This is a genomic window from Gardnerella rara, assembly GCF_055452355.1.
In genome coordinates this window covers 288,821-314,002 of record NZ_JBVBJP010000003.1, presented here as the reverse complement: position 1 = coordinate 314,002, position 25,182 = coordinate 288,821, and the positions used below count along the sequence as shown (strand labels likewise).

Annotated in this window: 22 protein-coding genes and 1 tRNA gene; 21 read left to right on the top strand and 2 right to left on the bottom strand. The window is 48.6% G+C overall.

All coding sequences use genetic code 11. From position 1 onward, the window contains the following. Window positions 1-17: 17 nt before the first annotated feature. The 11 genes from ACZ0NX_RS04370 (at window position 18) to ACZ0NX_RS04320 (ending at window position 11,669) form a co-directional block, all read left to right on the top strand. Window positions 18-836 (top strand): anchored repeat-type ABC transporter ATP-binding subunit, encoded by an 819-nt coding sequence (locus ACZ0NX_RS04370; protein WP_464405759.1) that lies wholly within the window; start codon window positions 18-20, stop codon window positions 834-836. Beyond that, a complete protein-coding gene (locus ACZ0NX_RS04365; RefSeq protein WP_060786593.1) occupies window positions 836-1,708 on the top strand; it encodes an anchored repeat-type ABC transporter permease subunit in 873 nt (290 codons plus the stop codon). The genes ACZ0NX_RS04370 and ACZ0NX_RS04365 overlap by 1 nt, the downstream gene beginning before the upstream one ends. 574 nt (window positions 1,709-2,282) lie before the next feature. Next, on the top strand, window positions 2,283-3,164 hold the full coding sequence (locus tag ACZ0NX_RS04360) for a lysophospholipid acyltransferase family protein (RefSeq protein ID WP_415689304.1): 882 nt from the start codon (window positions 2,283-2,285) through the stop codon (window positions 3,162-3,164). Between the two features lie 241 nt (window positions 3,165-3,405). Then, complete coding sequence (locus ACZ0NX_RS04355; RefSeq protein WP_464405735.1) at window positions 3,406-4,401, top strand: NAD(P)H-dependent glycerol-3-phosphate dehydrogenase; 996 nt, start codon at window positions 3,406-3,408, stop codon at window positions 4,399-4,401. 174 nt (window positions 4,402-4,575) lie between these two features. Beyond that, complete coding sequence (locus ACZ0NX_RS04350; protein ID WP_060786591.1) at window positions 4,576-5,721, top strand: D-alanine--D-alanine ligase family protein; 1,146 nt, start codon at window positions 4,576-4,578, stop codon at window positions 5,719-5,721. A 12-nt stretch (window positions 5,722-5,733) separates the two neighbouring features. Further along, a complete protein-coding gene (locus ACZ0NX_RS04345) occupies window positions 5,734-6,744 on the top strand; it encodes a CPBP family intramembrane glutamic endopeptidase (protein WP_415695817.1) in 1,011 nt (336 codons plus the stop codon). Between the two features lie 83 nt (window positions 6,745-6,827). Next, window positions 6,828-8,210: a homoserine dehydrogenase gene (locus tag ACZ0NX_RS04340; RefSeq protein WP_464405732.1), complete on the top strand. Its 1,383-nt coding sequence runs from the start codon at window positions 6,828-6,830 to the stop codon at window positions 8,208-8,210. A gap of 49 nt (window positions 8,211-8,259) precedes the next feature. Beyond that, on the top strand, window positions 8,260-9,315 hold the full coding sequence (gene thrB / locus ACZ0NX_RS04335; protein ID WP_464405731.1) for a homoserine kinase: 1,056 nt from the start codon (window positions 8,260-8,262) through the stop codon (window positions 9,313-9,315). A gap of 40 nt (window positions 9,316-9,355) precedes the next feature. Next, a complete protein-coding gene (locus tag ACZ0NX_RS04330) occupies window positions 9,356-10,825 on the top strand; it encodes a Maf family nucleotide pyrophosphatase (RefSeq protein WP_464405729.1) in 1,470 nt (489 codons plus the stop codon). A gap of 229 nt (window positions 10,826-11,054) precedes the next feature. Continuing rightward, complete coding sequence (locus ACZ0NX_RS04325; RefSeq protein WP_016636160.1) at window positions 11,055-11,348, top strand: hypothetical protein; 294 nt, start codon at window positions 11,055-11,057, stop codon at window positions 11,346-11,348. Window positions 11,349-11,381: 33 nt separating this feature from the next. Next, complete coding sequence (locus tag ACZ0NX_RS04320) at window positions 11,382-11,669, top strand: toxin-antitoxin system antitoxin subunit (protein ID WP_464405727.1); 288 nt, start codon at window positions 11,382-11,384, stop codon at window positions 11,667-11,669. 47 nt (window positions 11,670-11,716) lie between these two features. Here ACZ0NX_RS04320 and ACZ0NX_RS04315 read toward each other — a convergent pair whose 3' ends face one another. Then, a complete protein-coding gene (locus tag ACZ0NX_RS04315) occupies window positions 11,717-12,658 on the bottom strand; it encodes an AEC family transporter (RefSeq protein WP_464405726.1) in 942 nt (313 codons plus the stop codon). Between the two features lie 292 nt (window positions 12,659-12,950). Here ACZ0NX_RS04315 and ACZ0NX_RS04310 point away from each other — a divergent pair, with 292 nt between their 5' ends. From ACZ0NX_RS04310 to ACZ0NX_RS04265, 10 genes are all read left to right on the top strand, one after another. Beyond that, a complete protein-coding gene (locus ACZ0NX_RS04310) occupies window positions 12,951-16,331 on the top strand; it encodes an Rne/Rng family ribonuclease (protein ID WP_464405724.1) in 3,381 nt (1,126 codons plus the stop codon). A 178-nt stretch (window positions 16,332-16,509) separates the two neighbouring features. Further along, window positions 16,510-16,818 carry a 50S ribosomal protein L21 gene (gene rplU, locus ACZ0NX_RS04305; RefSeq protein ID WP_004111933.1) on the top strand — a complete coding sequence of 103 codons (309 nt, stop codon included), beginning with the start codon at window positions 16,510-16,512 and terminating at the stop codon, window positions 16,816-16,818. A gap of 33 nt (window positions 16,819-16,851) precedes the next feature. Next, window positions 16,852-17,103, top strand: a complete 252-nt coding sequence (gene rpmA, locus ACZ0NX_RS04300) for a 50S ribosomal protein L27 (RefSeq protein WP_004106248.1) — start codon at window positions 16,852-16,854, stop codon at window positions 17,101-17,103. Window positions 17,104-17,422: 319 nt separating this feature from the next. Continuing rightward, a complete protein-coding gene (obgE, locus tag ACZ0NX_RS04295) occupies window positions 17,423-19,087 on the top strand; it encodes a GTPase ObgE (RefSeq protein ID WP_464405722.1) in 1,665 nt (554 codons plus the stop codon). A 10-nt stretch (window positions 19,088-19,097) separates the two neighbouring features. Then, on the top strand, window positions 19,098-20,243 hold the full coding sequence (gene proB / locus ACZ0NX_RS04290) for a glutamate 5-kinase (protein ID WP_464405720.1): 1,146 nt from the start codon (window positions 19,098-19,100) through the stop codon (window positions 20,241-20,243). 275 nt (window positions 20,244-20,518) lie between these two features. Further along, on the top strand, window positions 20,519-21,814 hold the full coding sequence (locus ACZ0NX_RS04285) for a pyridoxal phosphate-dependent aminotransferase (RefSeq protein WP_415689325.1): 1,296 nt from the start codon (window positions 20,519-20,521) through the stop codon (window positions 21,812-21,814). A gap of 135 nt (window positions 21,815-21,949) precedes the next feature. After that, window positions 21,950-22,025 (top strand) — tRNA-Trp (locus ACZ0NX_RS04280). A 38-nt stretch (window positions 22,026-22,063) separates the two neighbouring features. Continuing rightward, window positions 22,064-22,279, top strand: coding sequence for a preprotein translocase subunit SecE (gene secE, locus ACZ0NX_RS04275; protein ID WP_060786583.1), 216 nt, complete (start codon window positions 22,064-22,066; stop codon window positions 22,277-22,279). A gap of 28 nt (window positions 22,280-22,307) precedes the next feature. Beyond that, window positions 22,308-23,108: a transcription termination/antitermination protein NusG gene (gene nusG / locus ACZ0NX_RS04270; protein ID WP_060786582.1), complete on the top strand. Its 801-nt coding sequence runs from the start codon at window positions 22,308-22,310 to the stop codon at window positions 23,106-23,108. Between the two features lie 80 nt (window positions 23,109-23,188). Continuing rightward, window positions 23,189-24,055, top strand: a complete 867-nt coding sequence (locus tag ACZ0NX_RS04265; RefSeq protein WP_464405717.1) for a biotin--[acetyl-CoA-carboxylase] ligase — start codon at window positions 23,189-23,191, stop codon at window positions 24,053-24,055. A 456-nt stretch (window positions 24,056-24,511) separates the two neighbouring features. Here the strand turns inward: ACZ0NX_RS04265 and ACZ0NX_RS04260 are convergent, their stop codons facing one another. Beyond that, window positions 24,512-25,159, bottom strand: coding sequence for a biotin transporter BioY (locus ACZ0NX_RS04260; RefSeq protein WP_464405715.1), 648 nt, complete (start codon window positions 25,157-25,159; stop codon window positions 24,512-24,514). Window positions 25,160-25,182: the final 23 nt, after the last annotated feature.

Below are 25,182 nucleotides of genomic sequence, written 5' to 3'. Positions count from 1 at the left end.
GAAGTTGGATTTAAGTGATGAGGACTGACGAGAGAAATATGGATGCAAATATGGATGCAAATACTGTTATAAACGCACAAAATCTAAATGTAAGTTATGGCAGTCGCACGATTGTAAAAGACGTTTCGTTTACGATTAAAAGTGGCGAATTCGTGGGGCTTCTTGGCGCAAATGGCGCTGGTAAAACAACGCTTTTCCGCGCGATTATGGGGCTAATACCGCATTCTGGAAAGCTTGAAGTGCACGCTAGTAAAAGCGATGAATCTTTGATTAATTCGCGAGTGAGTAACGTTGGCTATGTGCCGCAACGCCATGATATTGCGTGGGATTTTCCACTTTCTGTACTAGACGTAGTGATGATGGGCCGCATTCGCCACATTGGCTACGTGCGTCGCGCAAAAAAAGAGGACTACGAGATAGCGCTCGCTTCTCTTGAGCGCACAGGAATGGCGGATTTTAGGGATCGTACAATCGGCGAGCTTTCTGGCGGACAAAGGCAGCGCGTACTTGTTGCGCGTGCTCTTGCAGGGCAGCCGCGTTTGCTTCTTTTAGATGAGCCATTTACAGGCTTAGACATGCCTACTCAAGAGCTGCTTACGAGTCTCTTTTTGGATTTAGCAAAGTCGGGAGAGGCAATTTTGATGAGCTCGCACGACATAATCGGGTCTATAAACTCGTGTTCTAGAATCATGCTTTTTGACGGAAGCATAGTGGGCGACGGCGTTCCAGAATCGTTAAACGCAAATCAATGGGTGCAAACATTCCATGTGGATGCGCAAAATCCACTAATCAAAGCTGTAGAGCGCGTTATGGCGCATGAAAGTGGGGCAGAGTAATGCTATCTCCAATCGACTTTATACAAGACCTTACAAACCCAGACCTTTGGTTCTTGCTCAAAGCGCTTATAGTGGCGTGCCTTTCTAGCGTAATATGCGGAGTTGTAGGATGCTATGTAGTGCTGCGCGGAATGGCGTTTATTGGAGACGCAGTAGCGCACTCCGTTTTCCCAGGACTCGCAATCGCGTTTGTTTTGCAAGGAAACTTGCTGTTTGGCGGCGCGCTGGCAGGAGTTGCAACCGCGCTAATCGTATCAATCTTTAGCCAAAATCGCAGGCTTCGCGAAGACTCGTTTATAGGCGTATTCTTTGTGTCTGCATTTGCGCTTGGAATTGTAGTAATCTCAAAGGCTTCGGGCTATGCAGGATCCCTGGAATCGTTCCTATTTGGCTCCATTACAGGAATTCCAGACTCCGACATTGCGGTTGTAGCAATAACGGGGCTAATAATCGTAACGCTTTTAATGATGTTCCACAAAGAGCTAGTATGCGTTTCGATGGATCGAGAAACAAGCCGCGCAATGGGATTGCCAGTAGCGTGGTTGGATGGAATGCTGTACGTTTTAGTTGCGATTGCTGTAGTTGTTTCCGTGCAAATAATTGGAAACGTGCTTGTTTTAGCGCTTTTGATTACGCCTGCTGCGACTGCGCGATTGCTTACTGACCGACTTGGGAAGATGATGATTTTGGCGCCTGCTATTGGGTGCTCTTCTTCGATTCTTGGAATGTACTTGTCTTGGAGTTTAGACACTGCCACCGGCGGCACAATCGTTTTGGTTGCCACTTTTATGTTTGTTCTAGCGTGGGTGTGCTCGCCTAAACACGGGTTGGTAGCGAGAATTGTGCCTAAACTGCGAATCGACTTGCATTAGCGCTTATAGCGTAGCGCGCGAATGCACTTCGATTCGCTGAGCTTGCTCAAAGTTGAAAGCACTGTGTGCTTTCAACGCAAGCGAAGACGTGAGCGCGCTGTGACGCGCGAACGGTTTTCCTTGCTTGGTATTGCGCGAGGTTTGAGTATTTCTCTCCTCGCAGGCGCGCCAATCTGCCTTCGAGCTTAAAGCGTAGCGCGAGAAGGCAATTTGGAGCGCTGAGCAGCTCAAAGCAGAAGCACTGCTTCTGCGCTGCGAAGACGTGAGCGCGGCTAATCCGCGCGAGCAAAACTCCTTTACGGGGGTCTTATGAACGTTGATATTCCAAGGCCTCAGTATGGCGCTATTTATTGCTCGTAGAGAAATACATCAAACCTTCTGGATATCTAGAACTTTTGCGTTGTTTTCATCACCGAGATTCTCGATTTTTCTTGCTGCTTCAGCGAATCACCATTTCATGCTGAGGTTCGCTTCATCCGCTGCGAAAAATCTCGAATCTCTACCTTGCTTAGTGAAATCTATGTGAGTGATTATGGAAGATTTTGCGGTTTATAGTTTGCGGCACAATAGACGTATGGTATCTAAAGGAAAACCTTCGCCTAGAAGCGCAGTTAAGCCGCTCAGCGATGAGCAAGTAGAACGCTTAGCGCGAGCACACAAGTTAGTTGATCCTACTTATTACTATCCAACGGGCGCGCGTACGCCAAATACGGCAGAAATCAACGCGCAAAATCCAAAAGCAACTGAGCGCCTGCTCGAAGGAACGTCTAGAGTGCTTAGATCTCGTTGTAAAGTGCGCGCATGGGGATTGGAAAACGTGCCAGAAGAAGGCGTGTTTATAACCGCTTGCACGCACGTTACAATGTTCGACGTTTTTGTGCCAATGACGTCTCTATTCCACCAAGGCCGCCGTCCGCGTTACATGGCAAAAGCAGAGCTTGCAACTTGGCCAATCTTAGGAAAATGGTTCCAGCTTGTTGGCATGCAGCCAGTGCCTCGCAGAAGCGGAAAAGCGCGCGAAATCGAAGAAGAATCGATTAAAATCCTAACAAACGGCAGGCCGCTTAGCGTATGGCCAGAAGGAACAGTTACGCGCGACCCGCAAAAATGGCCTATGAGCATGAAGCCAGGAATCGGAGTTATTGCGCTCGAAGCATCGCGCAGGCTGGGGCATCAAATTCCGCTATTTTGCGCTGTTACATGGGGTGCTGCAAGCATAAATCATTGGTGGCCGTGGCCAAAGAAGAACGTTGTAATGTGCTACGATGCGCAACTTGACTATTCGGATCTTCTAAAAGATATGGAGCAGTGGGGTGATTTGCCGCCTATGGAATCTGCTGCCGAGCTGGCTCGTCGTGTGCGCGTGCGCATGACGGAAATTATGGAAGAGATTCGCGGCGAAAAATCGCCAGCTGGATACTTCGATTACAAGCTTATGAAGCGAGTGGAAGAATAATCGCACTAAATGCGCGTTTTGCTAAGTTGTAAATCGTTATTAAAGCGTTTGCAAAATCATTAGCAAATCATTAATAAAGTCTTCACAAAATGCCCGTAAAGCGCACTGTGTAGAATTGTGTAATAGTGTGATTATAAGTTGACTATAAGTTGACTGTAAGTTGACTATGAGTTGAAAATCGCTACAGAATGGCTTGTTACCAAAGTAGTTTAAACTCACAATCGAAAGGCTAGGCGTAAACATGAACGTTACGGTGTTGGGTGCTGGAGCTTGGGGAACCGCGTTTGGGCAGGTGCTTGCAGACGCGGGAAATCAAGTGACGATGTGGGCTATAGAGCCGCAAATTGTTGAAGGCATTCGAGATAATCACCGCAACGAAGTGAGGCTGCCAATCGTAGAGCGTTTGCCAGAAAATATGACAGCAACTGGGGATAGAGCAGAAGCTGTAGCAAACGCAGACATTGTAGTTGTGGCAATTGCAGCACAGTTTGCGCGCGTTGCACTCGAAGAATTTGTGGGCAAGATTGCGCAAAATGCGATTGTTGTTTCGCTTATGAAGGGCATTGAGCGCACAACTGGAAAGCGCATGGACGAAGTTGTGTGCGAGGCTTTGAACTTACCGCGTAACCGTTTTGCAGCGCTATCGGGGCCAAACTTAAGCAAAGAAGTGGCACTAAGGCAGCCAGCCGCAGCGGTTGTGGCATGCGAGAATCGCGCAAACGCCAAAGTGGTGGCTAAGGCTTGCTCAAACAGTTACTTTAAGGCCTTTGTTTCCACCGATGTGATTGGCGTAGAAATGTGTGGATCGCTTAAAAACGTGGTTGCGCTCGCAGTTGGCATGGCTCGAGGCGCGGGTTACGGCGAAAATACAGCGGCTATGATTGAAACTCGTGGACTCGCAGAATTGACAGCGTTGGGCGTTGCGGAAGGCGCAGATTCTCGCACTTTTGCAGGGCTTGCAGGCTTTGGAGATTTAGTGGCAACTTGTGGGTCTCCTCTAAGCCGAAATTACACTTTTGGATCAAATCTTGGTAAAGGCATGAGCGTTGAAGAAGCAACAGCTGTGAGCAATGGTGTTGCGGAAGGCGTGCCAACTACTAGCGCGGTTGTAGCAATGGGCAAGCGTTTGGGAGTTGCAACTCCGCTTGCAAGTGCAATGGCTCGCGTGTTAGAAGAAGGAATCTCGTGCCAAGAGATGCTTTCAATGCTTTTTGATAACGATGTTTGCGAGGAGTAGTGAAGCGCGAAAGTAGCAATTGCGAAAGCCGCGCGTAAATCGTAAGCATGCAAATCGTAAGTGCGTTAGTCGTGGTCGCGTTAATCGTAAGCAAAAATAATAATCCAAGATAATCCAAAATAACTAAAATAATCTAAGATAGATAAAATAATTCAAAATATATAGAGGAAAAAAATGACGAAAAAGCGCGTAGTGTTTTTGTATGGTGGTAAAGCAGATGAGCATTCGATTTCTTGCATATCTGCCGCTGGCGTGCTAAGTGCTGTAGACGAAAGTCGATTTGAGATTGTACGCATTGCAATCACAAAGCAAGGCGAGTGGATTGTTGGCGGCGAAGATCCGCGTAACTTCCGCATGGAGCAAGGCGAGCTGCCAGTAATCACAAAAACCGCGCAAACGCGCGATGTTGTGCTAGACCCAGCAAAGGGCGCAGACGGATTTTTGGTGCGAGAGGCGGATGGCACGCTTACAAGCCTAGGGCATATTGACGCAGTCTTTCCAGTTCTTCACGGGCCAAACGGCGAAGACGGCACTTTGCAAGGCTTGCTAGAAATGATGCAAGTCCCGTATGTTGGTTGCGGAGTTTTGGCATCTGCCGCATGCATGGATAAGTATTATGCAAAGCAGCTTTTTAAGGCAGCTGGAATTGCTGTTGCTCCAGGAATCGCACTGGACGCTCGCAAGTTTGAAAGTGACGCGGAAAATCGCTTCGGCTCGTACGCAAACGAAATTCTTGAGCAAGTTGAGGCTGCAAAACTAGAGTATCCGCTTTTTGTAAAGCCAAGCCGAGCAGGGTCTAGTTTTGGAGTTACAAAAGTTGAATCGCGCGACGCTAAGGCCTTGGCGCAAGCCGTTTTTGAGGCTTCAAAGCACGATTGGCGAGTGTTGGTAGAGCAGGGAATTGATGCGCGCGAGATTGAGTGCGCGGTTCTTGCAGCTCGCGACGGCGAAGAGCCAAAAGCCAGCTGGCCTGGAGAAGTTGTGCTCGACAAGCGCCAAGCTGGCGAAGACCAGTTCTACGATTTTGACAGCAAATACATGGATTCCGCAGCTTCTCACGTGGAAGTGCCAGCAGATTTGCCAGAAGAGACTTTGCAACGCGTGCGCAAAACGGCGCTCGCAGCATTTAAAGCAGCAGATGGCAGAGGGCTAAGTCGCGTGGATTCTTTCGTTACTAAAGATGGCCGCGTAATCCTTAACGAAATCAACACAATGCCTGGATTTACGCCAATTTCCATGTATCCAAAGGCTTGGGAAGCAACTGGAATAAGCTATAGCGATTTAATCACAAAACTTATTGAAGGCGTTATTTTAGATTAGACGGAGGTAAAAATGCGTAAACAGCGTAATCTTGCAAACAAACAGCAGCCAGACGCGTACACGATTGCGCGCAGACGTCAAGGAGCTGTAGGAGTGTCGCTGTGCGTGTTCCTATTTACGTGGATTCTTGCAACGCTTTTAATTGGCGAGTTGATTGGCTTGTTTGTTCCAAAAGGTGTTTTAAGTCCTTCGCTAAGCTCCTTTGTTTCTTCGGACGTTGCGCAATACTTAATAGCCTTGCCGCTTGCAATGCTTGTTCTAAGACGCACTCCAGCAATAGAAACTCGCAAGTTTACTATGTCTTTGCGTCAATTTGGCGGATTCTTTGCCGTTAGTGTGCCAATAATGTATGCAGGAAACTACATTGGACTTGTTGCTTCTGCGCTTATTTCTGGCGGAAAAGCCGAGAACAGGATTGCAGACATTGTAGCAGGCGGAAACGTGTGGGAAACGCTGCTTTTTGTGGTATTTTTGGCGCCAGTTGTGGAAGAATGGCTGTTTAGAAAGCAGATTATAGACAGGTTGCGCGTGTATGGCGAAAAGCGCGCGATTGTGTTCTCCGCGTTGGCGTTTGCGCTTTTCCACATGAACATGTTCCAATTCTTCTACGCTTTTGGACTTGGCCTTGTGTTTGGATACATGTACGTTCGCACGTCGCAGCTTAGGTACAGCGTATTTTTGCACATGATTGTAAACTTCCAGGGAAGCGTTATAGCGTTGTGGATTTCAAACAACATGATGGATTCAAACGGAGATCTTATTAAGGTTGAAAACTTGAACACGCAAGAGATTGCGGATTTGGCTCCTGGCTTTATGTTTATAGGCCTTTATGCAATGTTTATGATTGTTATGTTTGTGTTTGGAATTGTGCTACTTGCGCGACGCAAGAGGTATCTTGAGTTCTACGATTCGCCGCTGGAGATTCGCGGGAGCGCTGGAACAAAAGCGCTTTACGGAACTGTTGGAGTTATGGGATTCTTGATTGCGTCCGTTTTGCTGAATTTGCTTATGCTGTTTGTGTAGGCTGAATCTGTTAGCGTAAATTGAATTTATTTGTGTAGGTTGAATTTATTTAATTGAATATTGATTTAAGTTAGGAGGCGTTTATGTTAGACCAAAACAATTTAGAAAGTGCTCAATGTGCAAATGACGATTGCTTTGCCGCAGATCCAATCCGTGTGGGTCTTTTAGGCGCCGGAACAGTAGGATCGCAAACAGCGCGTTTAATAGTGGAAGAAAACGCGGACTTATCGGCGCGAATCGGCGCTCCGCTAGAGCTTGCGGCAGTTGCGTGCTTGCATCCCGAAGATGTGGACGCGCCTTGGATTGCCAAAGATCTTTTAAGCGCAGACGCGGGGGCGATTTGCGAACGCGAAGATATAGACATAATTGTTGAGTTAATTGGCGGCTTGGAGCCAGCGCACACATTTGTAAAAACCGCGTTAGAATGCGGAAAATCGGTTGTAACCGCAAACAAGGCGTTGCTTGCAAAGTTTGGACCAGAACTCTACGAGTGCGCACAAAAAAACGGAGTGGATTTAAGCTTTGAGGCGTCTGTTGCAGGCGCAATCCCAATTTTGCGTCCGCTTAGAGAGTCGCTTGTAGGCGACAAAATCACGCAAATTTTTGGAATTGTAAACGGAACTACAAACTACATTCTTGACGAGATGACGGTTCGCGGGCTTGATTTTGACTCGGCTTTGCGCGCAGCTCAAGAAAAGGGGTACGCGGAGGCGGACCCTACGGGAGACGTTGAAGGATTTGATGCAGCAAATAAGGCTGCGATTTTGGCAACTCTTGCGTTCCAGATGCCAGTAAGCATTGATGACGTTAGCGTTGAAGGAATTAGCGCGATTACGGCAACAGATATTGCTGCGGCTGGTACTGAAAATCGCGTGATTAAGCTGCTTGCGGCGGTTGCAAGCGACACGCGTGGCGCAGTGAGCGCAAGTGTTTACCCAGCGTTGGTTAGCAAAGAGCATCCTCTGGCTTCCGTTCATGGCAGCTTTAACGCCGTTTTTGTTAAGGCGCAAGCGGCGGGCGATCTTATGTTCTACGGCCGCGGCGCGGGCGGTGCACCAACAGCAAGCGCGGTGGTTGGAGATATTGTTGGAGCCGCTAGAAACATAGCGCGCGGTTGCAACGATGCTAGCGTGCCAATGTATAACGCTAAGTCTTTGGCTTCCACGCAATCGATTCGTGCGGATTTTGTTGTACGATGCAGCATGGAAGATACCTCGCTTGCGCTTTGCGGCGAAGTGATGGATGTGTTTGAGGCGCATGGAGTAAACGCGGAACGATTGCCTATGCTTTGCCAAACTCAATACGATGGCGAAGGTGATTGCCCAGCTTGCGGAATCGGCGGCCCTGGCGATTTGCGCGTGCTTGTAAAAGATTGCAGCGAGGCGGATTTGCGCGCGATTATTGCGGATTTGCAAAAGGTGGATGCTGTGTGTGCAAAGCCTCTTGCATTGCGAATTATTGAGTAATTGAGTAGTTGAGTAATTGAGTAGGCTGCTCGAGTGGAAAAGGTGCAAAATGAAACCAGTATGCAACAGTGTGTCAGTTTGCGTGCCAGCAACCAGCGCAAATCTTGGGTCTGGATTTGACGTTGCAGGAATTGCGCTTGATTATGCGGATTCGCTAGTTTTTACGCTTGATGATTCGCTTGATGATTTGCAAGATGTTCGCGTGATTATTAGCGGCGAAGGTGAAAATACCTTGCCAAAAGACGAGACTCATCTTGTTGTTCGCGCGTTCCGCAAGGCGTGCGAAGCGTTTGGTTTGCCGCATTTGCGATTTACTCTAAAAGCGCATAATCGCATTCCGCAGGCGCGAGGAATGGGGTCTTCCGCCAGTGCAATCGTTGCAGGTGTGGCGGCGGCTTGGGCTTTTGCGCATAGTGGGGATCTTAACAGGCAGGCGATTTTTGAGCTTGCGGCGGCTATTGAAGGTCACCCAGACAACGTTGCTCCAGCGGTTTTTGGCGGATTAACGACCAGTTGGAAGAATGGCGATGAGTTCCACACTGTTCGATACGTCGTTTCTAAGCAAATTCGTGCAACGATTTTTGTGCCAAACTTTACTCTTTCAACGCAAATGGCTCGCCAAGCGCTGCCAGAAAAAGTGCCGTATGCAGATGCCGTGTTTAACGTTTCGCGCGCTTGCTTATTGCCGATTGCGTTTGGTGATTTTGCCGATTTTGGTGGTGCTTGCGATTCTGCCGATTTTTGTGATTCTGCCGATTCTTGCGTAAAATCCACTCTTTCTAGAAACGATTTGCTTTTTACAGCTACTCAAGACGCTATTCACCAGCCGTACCGAGCAAGCCTTATGCAACCAACTTGGGATTTGGTAAAAGCTTTGCGAGACAATGGGTTTGCGGCTGCGATTTCGGGAGCTGGATCTTGCGCAGCGGTGTTTTACGAGGAAAAATCGCAAGCTTCCGAAGAGGGTAATAACGCTACTAATATAAGCAAGAAAACTGTGGCTGCAGAAATAGAAAAAATTGCAAAACCGCTTTTAGTTGGCTGCGATTGGAAAATTTTGCACGTGCATGTTGATTCTATTGGCGTTGCAATAACTCGCGAATAATTTGTGTGAAGTTGTAAGTGAAGTTGCAAAAAGAGGGAATATGAAAGTTTCATTGATTTTGGCTTCTCAGTCTCCTGCAAGAAGAGCGGTGCTGGCTGCTGCAGGCGTGATTCCTGTGATTCACGTGAGTGAGGTGGATGAGCCAGCGGCTTTGCGTAATGCTGCAAATGCGCGAGGTATTAGCGTTGAGCAGATGAGCGCCGAGGAGCGCGTTTCGATTTTGGCGCGAGCAAAGGCTTTTGCGGTGTATGAGTCGTGGAAGCTTGTGGCGAATGCTGCGGCGAGTGCTAGTGGAGATTTGGTTGTGGGGTATCCTTTGGAAGCGGAGGCTGCTGAGGCTGAGGATGAGTCTGAGAATGCTGAATCTGAATCTTCTGAATCTGAATCTTCTGCAACTGGTAGTAACGCTTTAGCAAGTGATTCGCAATCAGACGTAACGCATAACGTAGATACCGCGCAAACTCGCGATTTTTCTGGCGTAAAAGTGCCTACTAAGACTTTTGATATTCACGATTTTGCGCATATGAATGAATCTTGTAAAGATTGCAACAGCGTGCTTATTGTTGGCTGCGACTCCATGTTTTTACTAGACGGCGAATGTTACGGAAAGCCGCATACTCCTGAAGTGGCATTTGAGCGAATCAAGCAAATGAGCGGAAAAACTGGAGAATTGTTTACTGGCCATTGCTTAATCGACGCAAAAAGTGGCAAAACCGTGTGCAAGGTGAGTCGCGCAAACGTGACTTTTGCGCATATGAGCGATGCGGAAATCAGTGCGTACGTAGAAACTGGCGAGCCGCTGGAAGTGGCAGGATCCTTTACGTTAGAAGGCTTTGGCGGGGCGTTTATTGAGGGAATTCAGGGCGATCCGCATGGAGTTCTTGGAATCAGCTTGCCGCTGCTAAGGCAGATGGTTGGCGAGCTTGGGTACGATTGGCCAGATTTGTGGAATAGTCGCAAGCTAGAGGGCGAGGCGATTAAAGACGATCCAGCTTCCGAAGAAGTGCCTAAAGAAAATGTGCATCAGCCAGGGGATGGATGGGTGATGTGCGATTGCGGGCGCAAGCATTGGGGGCATAATGGCGCGGCTGGCGTGCTGCTTGCTAGGCGAGACGAGGCCACTGGGCGCGTGACCCACGTTGTTATGCAGCATCGCGCGCTTTGGAGCGCGGAAGGCGGCACGTGGGGGATTCCTGGCGGCGCAATATCTGATGGCGAAACTGCGATTGAAGGCGCGCTGCGCGAGTCGTTTGAAGAAGCGAACATAACGTCTCAAGACATTGATGTTGTTGGTGCGTATTGCGAGAATCACGGAAATTGGCGTTATACAACGGTTTTTGCGTTTGAAAAGCCAGGGCATTGTGTGAATCCGTGCGCGCACGACGACGAGAGTATGGAAATAAAGTGGGTGCCGATTGATGATGTGCCGAAGCTAAAGCTGCTTACGGCAATGCGCACGGATTGGCCGTCTTTCCGCGCTCGCCTCGATTCGCTAGCATCGCAAAGGTAGCTGTGCGACGACCTGCCTTTTCACTTAGACCGCGCGAACGACATTTACGCTTTTTGTAGCTAATTTTGCGGTTTTGAGCAACATTTTCGGGAAATCCTCTTGCTTTTTTAGAATTATATTTATGCGCTGATGCATGCTTTTATTAGTTCGATTAGCCATATTTTGATAATCTCTAGCACAATGTGATAACATTTCGTATACGAAATATTAGGAGTGGGAGATAATATTTATGAAGGTTTTAGTACATCCTAGAGTCATTCGTAAAAGACCCTGGCTCGATGAAACTGAAGTAATAAATATGTGGAACTCATCATGTAGAGAGCTTCCCAGACAGGGTGAATATGAGCCCAGTCAGATGCTTTCACTTGCTTGGGATTCTCGAGGTGTTATTACGGAACTTATTGCGTATAAAGGTGAAGATGGGGAATGGATTATTTTTCATGTAGCGCCTGCAACTAAAAAGTTTCTTGCTGAAATGGGATTTAGCCAAGAAGAAATTAGACAAATTTTTGGTAGAAGATAAGTAGGATATAGTTAAGAGATATTAGGAGTGATTATGGCTAATTTTCGCGGTGAAGGTGGCGTTGACGTTACCGATGAAATGCTTGATAAGTGGGAAAATGATGCTGAAAAAGGCATATATCATGGAAAAGCTGGTAATTTGCATATTAAAAAGCCGCTTGGCAGGCCGCCTATTTATAAAGAAGCTATGCTGCCTATAACTTTCCGCATATCTGCTGAAGATGCGGAGGCTCTAAAAGCTTCTGCTGATAAGCAAGGTGTGAAGGTTGGTGATGTTGTTCGAGAAGCGTGCAAACTGCTTCTTGCTCAGCAAGCACGATGATTGAAAAGTCTTGCGATTGCAAAGTTCTACGATTGCGCGTGAATTAATCACCCTAAAACTGCTGCGATTAGCGCAATGAAAATCGGGCTGGTGACGGTAGAAAACAGGATTCCGTCGCGCGCAAAACTCAATCCAACGTTGTACCGCGCGGCGTAATTGTATACGTTTTGGCCAGTCGGAAGTGCCGCCAGCACAACGCATGCGTAGAGCGTAGCACCTCGAAAATCCATAACAAAATAAGCCAGCAAAAACGCAACAATTGGCATAATCAGATTTTTAAGAATCGCAACCGTCGCAATCGCAGCGCGATTAGAATCCTTTTGTAGCGGCTTGCTGCCATATAGCGACATTCCAAACGCCATTAAAATCATAGGAACCGCGGAATCGCCAATCATTTTAATCGGGTCATAAAGAAAATTAGGCACAGGGAAATATCCAACTTTTGCGGAAATTGCCGAAATAATAATCCCTCCAAGAGATCCTATCAAAAGTGGCTGCTTAAGTGGCTGCTGAGCAATGCGCTTGAGCGAGCATTTGCCAGTAGTTGTAATGTCTAGAACCGTTAAGCCAACAGGTGTAAAAACGGCCTGCTGCATAACTAAAATCGGAGCAACTAGCGCGGGATTTCCAAGAATATAAGTGGCCACAGGCAAGCCAATGTTGTTTGAGTTTAGATAAAGCGAGTTAAGCGCGCCAATTGTGCAATCCGCCGCAGGAAGGTGGAAAAACATGCGATTAAGCAGAACAAATGCGGCGCCAACAATCATTGCGGATAAAAACGCAACAAAAATTGACGAGTGGAAAATCTCAAAAATTGGCTCTTTTGCAAGGATTGCAAACATTAAACACGGACTAGAAACAAAGAAGCTTACGCGGTTAAGCACCATTTGTGCTTGCGATCCGCCGATGCGAAGACGCGCGGTTACATAGCCAGCGGCAATAACGATGCCAATTACGCAAAAGCCTTGCATAGCGCTGATTAAACCCATGCAAACGATTTTAGCGCTGATTTTTGCAAATGGGGTAATGTGTGAATCGCCTTGCGTGAGCGCATGTTATTTGACGTTGCAATATGGCATACTAGAGAACGGTGGCGCTGCAAGCCACCAAAGCGTTCGACGGCGTCGATCCCCTCGCGCGATTTAGCGCATGGTTTTAATCGAGGCAGGTGTCCGCTGTCGCGCAGCTAGACTTTATTAACAGCCCGAGGGGTGGCTCGCATAAGCGTGCTTATTCCAGGCTAAGAGCGCGAGACGATTGCAGCGTTTCGCTAGGAGCATTGTGCCCAGAGTAACGCGAGAAAGCTTCAACGTATCTGAAGCAGATGATAATAAAAAAGAAAATGAAAATGTTAGCGTAAATTCTAGTGCTTTTGATGGCGCCGCTGACAATAATGCTGCTGCCGCTAATGCTGCGTCTGCTAATGCTGCGTCTGCTCGAGTGGGCGGCGTTGTTAATGTTGTTTCGGGAGATGCTTCTTCGAACGGCCAAAATTCTGCTACAGTAATCAGGCGCAGGCGTTCTGGAAGGCGTGTTGTTAGGGTTGCTGGTGCTGCTGGCGAATCGATGAAGTTGCACGTTGAAGGCGGAGATAATGAGGATTCTCGTGCAGATTCGGCGGTCTCGCGTGTGGATTCGCGTGCAGATTCGGCTACTTCAGCGGATAATTCTTCTGCACAGTCTCAGTCACAGTCTCAATCGCATATACGTCCAATAACATCGCTTCTATTCCAAGAGCCAGTTTTGCCGCAGCGTGCGCATTCTGCGTCTAGCAGCGATTTAGATTCAAGCTACGAAGGTTCAAACAGCAGTCGCGATTCGCGTAGTCAAAGTGAAAGCAAGCGCAGCATTTGCGATTCGCGCAATGGTCGTAAGCTGTCTGGCAGCGGCTCCGACTTTAGCGATAATCTAGAAAATAAGGACGATTTTAGCGAAGATAGCAATCGTTCTTCTAGAAAATCGCGCAAAACTCGATCCAGCAAGTCTTCTGCAAAAGGCAAAGTTACCCGCGAATCGTTTGATGAGAATTACGATTTGCAAGATGACGATACTCAGCTGATTCGAGTGCGCTCCAGGGCAAATCGCGATGATAAAAACGCGCGAATTGAGCGAGATGGAAGCGTTGCTAAAGATGAGTTGCAGGCAAGTGATAGTGACCGCAGTGACCGCAGTGATTACGCCAGTCAAAACTCTCGTAAAACGCGCAAAAATCGTAGACTTAACGCCGCCGAGCGCAGGGCTGCTGCCGAGGTTGAGCAAATCGAAGAAGACCTTGAGTACGACGATATAACCTACGCGCCAATCGAAAATCGCAAGGCTGGCAAAGCTTCCAGAAGGCTTGATGAGGGCGATTTTAGCAGCGATTTTAATGTTGATTTTGAAGATGGCTTTAGCAACGATTCTGGCAGCAATCGCAATGATAATGCGGATTTGGATGAAGACTATGCAAAAGAATCGGATTTGCAAGACGATGAGGACGGCGTTGTAACAAGGCGTCGCCGTCGTAGGCGTTCTTCTAGAGTCGATAGGGCTGATAGGGCTGATAGATCCAGCCGCGCAGATAATGCCAATAATTCCAACGATTCCGAAGATTCTTCCGATTCCTTCGATTCAGGCATAAGCAAATATGATGTGGACGAGATTGAGGTTTCTCAAGAAGACCGCAATTTGATTCCAGACCCAGAAGAATTGCAATCGCAAGACGAAGGGATTTACACGCGTAGGCGTCGCCGTCGTAGGTCCAAGTCTGCCGACGATTCTAGCCAGAGTGATCAATCGCGTTTTGATACAGTAGAAACAGATTCGCAAAGTCGCAGGTCTAGAAAACAGCAGTATATTGACGAAATCACGGATATTGAAGGATCCACAAGGCTTGAAGCCAAAAAGCAGCGTCGCCGCGATAATCGCAGGGAGCGCAACCGTCAAAACTTGTTGATGGAGCAAGACTTTTTGGCAAGGCGTGAAAACGTTGACCGACTTATGGTTGTTCGCGAGCGCGATCGTCACACGCAAATCTCCGTAATAGAAGACAACATTCTTGTTGAGCATTACGTTTCCGACATTCAAGAAGTTGCAACCGTTGGAAATATCTACCTTGGCCGCGTGCAAAATGTTTTGCCAAGCATGGAGGCTGCGTTCGTAGACATTGGTCAAGCTAGAAACGGTGTGCTTTACGCTGGCGAAGTCAACTGGGATGCAACCAGGCTAGAAGGCCAGCCGCGCAGAATGGAGCTTGCTTTTAAGGCGGGAGACCCTGTTCTTGTGCAGGTTACAAAGGATCCTATAGGCCATAAGGGTGCGCGATTAACTTCGCAAGTAACTCTTGCTGGTAGGTTCCTTGTGTTGGTGCCGTCTGGAGCAATGACGGGCGTAAGTCGCAAGCTATCCGACCGCGAGCGCAGCCGCCTTCGCGCAATCGTTAGTAAAATCGCGCCTAAAGACATGGGCGTAATTATTCGCACGGCCGCTGATGGCGCTAGCGAAGAAGCAATCGAAAAGGACCTTGAGTCGCTTGTAAAGCAGTGGGATCGCATAGAAGCAAAGCGCCAGGAATTTTTGCACGGAAAGCGTCCAAAGCTGCTGCAAGGCGAGCCAGACGTTGCGATTCGCGTTGTTCGAGACATTTTTAACGACGACTTCCAAAAGATGATTGTGGAAGGCCAGGGTGCGTACGACCGTATTTGCGAATACTTGGAGATGATGGCTCCAGATTTGCGAAGCAAGATTGAATACTGGGATCCTGCCGAGCATGAGGGCAAAGACGTGTTCGATAAATGGCAAATCGACAGCCAGCTTAGAAAGGGCATGGAACGCCAGGTTTATCTTCCTGCGGGCGGGTCGATTGTTATTGATCGTACGGAGGCAATGACCACAATTGACGTGAACACGGGTCGTTTTATTGGCCGTGGAAAGTCGCTGGAAGAGACTGTAACTCGTTGTAATTTGGAAGCTTCCGAAGAGATTGCGCGCCAGCTGCGACTTCGCGATATTGGTGGCATGGTTATGATCGATTACGTAGACATGGTTATGCCAGCAAACCGCGATCTTGTTTTGCGCAGGCTTGTTGAGTGTCTTGCGCGAGACCGCACAAAGCATCAGGTTGCGGAAGTTACCTCTCTTGGTCTTGTACAAATGACGCGTAAGCGTGTTGGGCAGGGCTTGGTTGAGGCGTTTTCGGAAGAATGCCCAACTTGCAAGGGCCGCGGGTTTATTCTTCACGACGAGCCAACTGTGTCTTCGGAATACGCCGATCCGTACGCGCTTAAGGGCGGAGATCCGTTTATTAAGACCAATAAGCACGGCCATGGAAGCCTTGCGGATCCAATTCCTACGACTAAGCAGGAGTCTAGTGCAGATGTTCGCGCTAAGTTGGCTAAGATTGCGGCTGCGGCGGCGTCTTCTGCGTTCTTTGAGGAATCTTTGCGTAAGAGCTTGGATAGCGGCAAGGACGATAAGGACGAGACTAGCGACTTTTCGATAGATGAGACCGAGGAAGAATCGCCAGCAACCGAGGAGTTGCAGGAAGTGACGAGCGAATCGCAAGAAGCAAGCGAAGAGTTAGAAACCTCCGATTCTCCAGCAGAAAGCGAATCGCAAGAAACGGGCGAATCGCAAGAAACAACAGACGAATCACAAGAAGAAAGCGAAGAATCCGAAAACTAAAAACGCCCCAAAGTATAAGGCTCGAGTACAATGGTTTCTACTGTTTAACTCGGCTTTATAAATTAGCCCTTGACGTTAGTACAGGGGTCGGTGTATTTTTGATAGTCGGTGTCTTGCCGCAGGTTCAATGCTGCGCGCGAGGCAAAAGTAAAGCTTTCAATTGAGCAAGGAACGAATTATGTACGCGATTGTGAAGGCCGGTGGCCATCAAGAGAAGGTTGAGGTTGGAGACGCCATCCTCGTTAACCGTCTCGATGCAAAGAAGGGCGATACCGTGGAATTCCCGGTCGCGCTCGTTGTTGACGGTGCTAAGGTGACCTTAAGCGCTAAGGATCTTGCAAAGATCACAGTTAAGGCAGAAGTTCTTAACGACGAAGCTAAGGGTCCAAAGATTAGCATTATGAAGTATAAGAACAAGACTGGCGTGGCTCGCCGCAAGGGTCATCGTCAGAAGTTGACTCTCGTCAAGATCACGGCCATCGCCTGATTGACGGTGTTATAAACCTGAAAGGACAGCAAGATGGCACATAAGAAGGGTGCGTCCAGCTCGCGCAACGGTCGCGATTCACAGGCGCAATATCTTGGCGTTAAGAAGTTCGGCGGCGAAGCTGTTGTGGCTGGAAACATTATTGTTCGCCAGCGCGGCACCAAGTTCCACGCAGGACAGAACGTTGCTTTGGGCAAGGATCACACGCTGTATGCTTTGGTAGACGGCAATGTGAAGTTTGGTATTCGTCGCGATCGCAAGGTTGTTGACGTAGTTACCGCCTGAGTGACCGATTAATCTTCTAGCCGCACCCCGTTCGGTGCGGCTTTTTTGTTTTCGTAAATCTGGTGAGTATTGACGCTTTTTGTTGTTGATTTTGGTGTTTTGAGCTACAAAGTGCGTAAGTGTTTTCCGCTTTTTGTACCAAATTTGGCCTAAATCACGTACAAAATGCGGAAAAGATTGACGGTGTTTGTACCAAATTTGGCCTAAATTACGTACAAAATGCGGAAAAGATTGACGGTGTTTGTACCAAATTTGGCCTAAATCACGTACAAACGCGGGGGAATGTGCCCGAGTATTGAGCATCAAGTAAGGTAAAGTTATGAGCGATTTTGTAGATCGAGTAACGGTACACGTTAAAGGCGGCGACGGCGGCAACGGATCCGCAGGCGTGCGCAGAGAAAAATATAAGCCACTTGCAGGGCCAAATGGCGGCAATGGCGGCAATGGCGGAAGCGTTATATTTGTAGCCGATCGTAATGCAAATAGCTTGCTCGACTACCGATTTATGCCGCATCGCGTGGCGCAGAACGGCACAATGGGCTTGGGAGATACAAAAGACGGCTCCAAGGGAGAAGATCTTATACTGCCAGTTCCAGTTGGAACCGTGGTTTTTGAGGCAAAGGGCGCTGCAGGCGCGCAGAAAAAGCCAGGCAACGTTTTGGCAGATTTGCAGCACGTAGGAGACACGTTCGTAGTCGCCGCAGGAGGCGCTGGTGGTCTTGGAAACGCCGCTCTTGCAAACAAGGTGCGACGTGCTCCAGGATTTGCGCTGCTTGGCGAGCCTGGCGAAGAGCGAGACGTAATCCTAGAGCTAAAGTCAATCGCAGACGTGGCACTAGTTGGATTCCCATCTGCAGGAAAGTCAAGTCTGGTAGCTTCAATCAGTGCTGCAAAGCCAAAAATCGCAGATTATCCGTTTACAACGCTTGTCCCAAATCTTGGTGTAGTCAGCTTTGGTGAATACCGCTACACAATCGCAGACGTGCCAGGGTTGATTCCAGGAGCTTCCGAAGGAAAAGGGCTTGGCCTAGAGTTTTTGCGTCACATTGAGCGCACGGAAATAATTGCCCATGTAATCGACTGTGCAACACTGGAGCCAAATCGCGACCCAATCAGCGATTATAAGGCTTTGGAATACGAGCTTTCGCAATATGCAAATAAGCTTGATTTGCCACTTGGGGCAATTCCGATTCCAGAGCGTCCGAGAATTATTGTGCTCAACAAGATTGATGTTCCAGAAGCAAAAGAGCTGGCAGAATTTGTGCGCGGCGACTTTGAAAAAATGGGCTTGCCAGTTTTTGAGATTTCTACCGCATCTCACGAAGGCTTAAAAGAGCTTGGTTTTGCGCTTGGAAAGATGGTGTCTAGTATGCGCGAAAAGCTTGCCGAGCAAGAGGCCGCGCGCGAAGAAGAACGCGTTGTTATTCAGCCGCTTGAGCAGCCAGCATTAAGACGCCGCAGAGATGATGGCCGTGGAAGCGCTAGCGATTTTACAATCGAGCGCGAAGAAGATAAAAATGGCGACTTTTGGTTTACGATTACTGGCACTAAGCCAGAGCGTTGGGTTGTGCAAACAAACTTCGACAATGACGAGGCAGTGGGCTATTTGGCGGATCGTTTGGCGAAGCTTGGTGTGGAAGACGAGTTACGCAAGAAGGGCGCTCGCCCTGGAGACGAGATTAGGATTGGCCGCGGAAATCGCATGGTTTGCTTTGACTGGGATCCAAGCATTGCAGCAGGTGCGGAAGGTTTGGATGGCGCAAGCCTTGGTGCGCGCGGAAAAGACTTGCGACTTGAGGCAAATGACCCGCGTGGCGCAAGGCGCACGAATGCGGAGCGCCGCCGTGACTATCACACAATGATGGACGCAAAGAGTGCCGTGCGAGACGCTATGATGGCGGAACGCAAGCAAGGGCATTGGGCGGATCCTTCTATAGACGACGACAAGCACGACGAACAGAGCCTATTTGGGCGTGGAGAGTAATTGATTAATAATGATTAGTAAAGCAATTGATCCTACCGAAAACGGGGTTCGGCGTTCAATTAGCAATGCGCACACAATAGTTGTAAAGGTTGGGTCTAGTTCGCTAACCGCGCCAACAGGCCATTTAGATGTGCAAAAGCTGCGCTCGCTAGTAGATGCCATTAGTCGCGCGCAAATCAACGGCGCGCATGTTGTGCTTGTGTCTTCTGGTGCAATCGCAGCAGGATTTGGGCTTTTGGGCTTTGATTCCAGGCCAAAAGACGTTCCAACTCAGCAGGCTACGGCTTCGGTTGGCCAAGGGCTGCTTATGGCGCAATACGAGCAGGCTTTTGCAAAATATGGTCTAAAAGTTGGGCAAATGCTTCTAACGGCAGACGTTACTATAAGTCCTTCGCGCTACCGCAATGCTCAGCGCACAATGCTTAGGCTGTTGGAATTAGGCGTTGTGCCAATTGTAAACGAAAACGATGCTTTGTCTAGCAACGAAATACGTTTTGGAGATAACGATAGGCTTGCGGCGCTTGTTGCAAACATTGTGCGAGCAGATGCGCTGGTGCTTTTAACCGACGTGGACGCGCTTTACACAGCTCCGCCTAGTGAGCCAGGCGCTAAGCGAATCAGCTTTGTTCCAGATGTTACAAGAGTGCTAGACGAAGTTAAAGTTGGCGAAAGCGGATCTGGCGTTGGCACAGGCGGAATGGTAACCAAGATGGAGGCGGCGCATATTGCCGCGGTTTCTGGCATTCCAACGCTTTTAACGTGTGCAAGCAACGCTGCGGGCGCTCTGGCGGCGCAAGCCGTTGGAACCGTATTTGCGCCAGTAAATTCGCGTGCTTCTTCTAGAAGACTTTGGATTGGGTTTGCGTCTAATCCGCGCGGGGCGATTATTGTTGACGCAGGCGCTGCTGCGGCCATTTGTGCGGGGCGAGCGAGCCTTCTGGCGGCTGGAATCGTAGGTGTTTCTGGCGATTTTTCTGCAAGCGACCCAGTGTGGATTGACGACGAGCAGGGTAACCACTTGGCAAAAGGACTAGTTGCATTTGATTCAGACGAGATTCCGCAAATAATGGGGCTTACAACGGACGGTTTGGAGGCCACTTTGGGGCGGCAATACGCGCATCCTGTGGTGCATCGCGATAACCTTGTGCTCTTATAGCGATTGCTGCGATTTGCGCTTTCCTATTTGGTGTTGCGTGAGGTTTTCCCGATTTTGTTGTTGATTTTGCTGTTTTGAGCTACATTTTCGGGAAAATCTTCCCGATTTTGTAGCTCGACACGCCGTTTTAAGCAACATTTTCGGTAAATCGCTCGCGCGGCTAATCCGTGCGAACGCAGAAACACCCAGCCCTCCTACAACACCAAATAGGAAGCCACGCTGGTTGAAGCGTAAACAAAATCGGGAAATAACGTGTAATGGCTAAACTGTAGAGTATGGCAGAAAATATCGCAGCAAATATGGCAGTAAATAGCGCAGAAGGCGCGTCGCAAATCGCAGAAAGCACACCTAACTCTCAATGGCACTCCATGAGCAATCGCATTAACAAAGTTGCTCCAAGTGCAACGCTTGCAGTAGACGGCAAGGCAAAAGCGATGAAAGCCGCAGGAATCGACGTTATTAGCTTCGGTGCGGGCGAGCCTGATTTTCCAACTCCGCTATACGTTGTTGAGGCCGCCGCCGACGCATGCAAAGACCCAAAAAACTACAAGTACACAGCTACGGCTGGCCTTCCAGAGCTGCGCGATGCGATTGCGCGCAAAGTTAAGCGCGATTCTGGCTACGATGTTTGCGCGGATCAAGTTGTTGTAACAAACGGCGGCAAGCAAGCTGTTTACGAAGCATGCCAGATTTTGCTAAACGACGGCGACGAAGTTATTATTCCAGCGCCATATTGGACAAGCTACCCAGAGGCAGTAAAACTTGCAGGCGGCGTGCCAGTGGCGGTTATGGCTGGCGCGGATCGCGGTTTTGAGCCAGATATTGAGGCGATTGAGGCTGCTCGCACCCCGCGCACGCGTGCGATTATTGTAACTTCGCCTTCTAATCCAACGGGCGCTATTTGGAGCGCGCAAACGATTCGCGCGATTGGCGAATGGGCTGTAAAACACCATATTTGGGTGCTTTCCGACGAAATCTACGAGCATTTGCATTACGACGGCGTAAAAACTTCGTACATTGGCGTAGAGGTGCCAGAAGTGCGAAACCAGCTGCTTGTTTTGAACGGCGTTGCAAAAACGTACGCAATGCCAGGTTGGCGAGTTGGCTGGATGGTTGCGCCGCTTGAGGCCGCAAAAGCCGCGATTAAGCTTCAAAGTCACATGACTTCTAACGTTTCTAACATTTCGCAGCGCGCAGCTCTTGCAGCGGTTGGCGGATCCCTAGACGTTGTTACTAAAATGCGTGATTCCTTCGATGCTCGTCGCAAGGCGATTGTGCAAGCGTTAAATAGCATGGAAGGCGTAACTTGCCCTCTTCCGCACGGCGCTTTTTACGCGTTTGCAAACGTTGAGGCGCTTCTTAATCGCCCGCTGGGCAAGGATTCTAAGATTCCAGAAACATCGTCTGTGCTTGCGCAAATGCTTCTTGACGAAGCGCATGTTGCTGCTGTTCCTGGCGAGGCTTTTGGTGCGCCTGGTTACTTGCGATTCTCGTGCGCTTTGGCAGATAGCCAGCTTGCCGAGGGCATGAGTCGCATGAAGAAGTGGATTGAAAGCGGCAGCGCGTTTTAAAAATCGCAAGCTTCCGAGCATTTAGCGACACTCGCTAATCGCAATAAAATCCCTAAATCTTGCCCTTCCGCTAACATGAATGTTTGGCGGTTTTGCCAAATCAACCTTTTTAAGGTATGATTAGCAAGTTCACCTAGGGATGTGGCGCAATTGGTAGCGCAACGGTCTCCAAAACCGTAGGTTGTGGGTTCGAGTCCCGCCGTCCCTGCCAGTTTTATTGTTAACAATTTTCAAACGAAGGATTCAAGCATGGCCAAGGCAAAAGAGAAGAAGCCAAATTTGTTCATGCGTATTGGCATGTTCATTAGGCAAACCATTGACGAGACTCGCAAAGTCGTAGCTCCACACGGCAAAGAGCTGTTTGCTTGGTCTGCTTCCGTGTTTATTTTTGTTATTTTCTTGATGGTTTTTGTCACTGTTATGGACTTCGGTTTAGGCAAGTCCGTTATGTGGCTGTTTGGCTGATTTCGACGAATTTTGAGGGTGTGCAAATATGACTGACGAGTTGAATCTCGAAGATGTTGAGTCTGTAGATAATTTTGCTGATTTAGATGCAGCTTCCGTTGCTGCAGATGCGCCTGAGCAGTCTGAATCTACGGCTGCTGGCGATTTGCCAGCGGAAAATAGCGCCGATGCTGCTAGCGATGCCGATGTTGCTAGCGATGCAGATCCTGCAGATGCTGGCGCCGCAGCAGTTGCTGAGTTTTCCAAGACTTTGCGAACCCTAGAAGGCAAGTGGTACGTTCTTCACACCTACTCTGGCTACGAGAAGCGCGTTAAAACTAACGTTGAGTCTCGCGTTCAAAGCTTTGGCCTGGAAGATAAGATTTTCCAGATTGAAGTGCCAATGGAAGAGGTGGAAAAGCACACAGACAAGGGCAAGAAGGTTATTACCCGCGTGCGCGTTCCAGGCTATGTTTTGATTCGCATGTGGCCAGACGAGAATGCTCGCCGCATTGTGCGCGAGACCGAAGGCGTTACTGGTTTTGTTGGCCCATCTAAGGAGCCAGCGCCGCTTAGCCGCAAGGAAGTTATTGATATGATGGCTCCTATGATTGCGTCTGAGGCGTTGAAGAAGGCTGGAGATAAGCCAGCGGCTGCTCGTAAGCGCAAGGTGGAAGTTGCTTACAAGGTTGGCGATCAGGTTACAGTTACCGATGGTCCATTTGCAACTATGGCTGCGGTCGTCTCCGACGTGGATCCTACAACGCAAAAGCTTACGGTTCTTGTTTCTATCTTTGGTCGCGAAACTCCTGTGGAGCTTGGCTTTAACCAGGTAGAGCCTATTGTCTGATTAAACTGCTTAACAGTTGTTTAACAGGTTTAACAGTTGTTTAACAGGTTTAGTCCTGCCGTTTAAGCGATTGATTTTCAATGAACTTTATCTTTTTGGATTCTGTTGATTCTACGCAAAACGTTGCACGCAAAGAGCTTCTTGACCATAACTTTAAAAGCTCACTAAGCGCAAGCCCGCTTATTTGCGCGGTTATTGCAAACAATCAAAGTGCTGGCCGCGGCCGTCTTGGTCGCAAGTGGGTTAGCAAGCCAGGGCAGAGTTTTATAGCGTCTTATGCGTCTGTTTTACCCAAAAGCGTTGTTATGGATTCCAAATACAACGGCTGGCTGCCTATGATTGCTGGGCTTTGTGCTAGAGATGCGTTGATTGAATCACTTAAAGAAGTTGGCGCGCGAAAGGTCGCAGAAGCCAGCGAATCCTGCAAAGAAATAATGCTTAAATGGCCGAATGACATTTTTATTGGCGATTGCAAAGAGGGCGGAATCCTAACCGAAGTGGTTGCGTTTGCAGGCAATGAGTCTTTACAACAAAATGTTGGTGTGATTTTTGGAATCGGCCTTAATCTTAATGTGTCTAAAGAGTCGCTTCCAATTGAGCAGGCAACATCTTTACAAATGCATTACGAAAATCTTCCAGACGCTATGGAATTAAGGGATATTATTGCTAAGCGTTTGGCGCAAAATCTAAACAATAGACTAGCGAGTTTTGTGCAAAATCCTGCGCAAAGTGCATTATGCTTGCGTAAGGAAGTTAGCGCAGTTTGCTGGACTCTTGGGCGCAAAGTTAGCGTATATGCGCCAGACGTTAATAGCGAGTTAAATAGCAGCGAATATGTTAAAGGCGTTGCGCAGAGCATTAATGATGATGCTTCGCTTTCGATTTTTAAAGACTCGGGAGAGTCTGTGATTGTGCATACGGGCGACGTATGCGCGCTTAGTGTTTGAAACAATCGCACTACAAGGCAGGTCGGAGCGCGCTCCTTCCTTGGTATTGCGCGAGGTTTGAGTATTTCTCTCCTCGCAGGCGCGCCAACCTGCCTTCGAGCTTAGAGCGTAGCGCGCGAACGACTTTCCCGAGTTTGTTTCCCGAATTGGCCGAAATGTAAACAAACGTGGGGGAAAAGAAACAAACGAGGGGGAATGTGCCCGTGTTTGTTTCCCGAATTGGCCGAAATGTAAACAAACGTGGGGGAAAAGAAACAAACGTGGGGGAATGTGCCCGTGTTTGTTTCCAAAATTGGCCGAAATGTAAACAAACGCGGGGGAAAAGAAACAAACGCGGGAAAGTAATCTTGCTTTTTATACAAAAAAGACCGCGGCGACGAGACTGCGGCCTTAAAATAGTTAGCGCGTTACGCTTGCGATTAATCACGCATAATCACGCATAATCACGCTTCACAATCACGCGTTGTGCTTAAACGCGCCATACAATCCTGCGCAAGCAGCGCTAGCGATTGCAGCCTTAATAATATCGCCCACAATAAAGCCAGTAGAAGCCACGGCGATTGCCCACACAGGCAGGTGCATCATAAGCGATTGACCTACAAATCCAAATGCGTAAATCACAAGCGAACCAACAACGGATGCTGCAAAATATGCGCCAAATCGTGCAAATTTCTTAGTAACAGAATCCTCTGGCATTGCGGCATTAACAACACCTTCTAGCGCAGACTTTACAAGCGCAATCGCAGCCACGCCGAATACGAATCCAACAAGGAATCCAACGCTAGGGCCTGCAAAAGCCACAACGCCACTCTTTCCGCCTGCAAACACTGGCATTCCAGCAGCGCCAATCGCAAGGTACATAAGAACAGAGCTAACGGCCTGGCGCCATGTCAAAGTAAGACCTGCTAAAGCCAAAACCAAAGTTTGCAAAGTTACAGGAACAGGAGTTCCAGGAATTGGCAATGCGCCAGCCATAGTGGCAGCGCTAATAAGCACGGCAAACAAAAACGCCTTAGCAAATGGAACAGCTAAGCGCGTAGCGTCAAAAGCCTTAGATGCAACTGCGCTAGAGTTTGCGCTAGAGTTAGATTCAAAATTAGCCACGATATCCTTCTTTCGTATTGTTT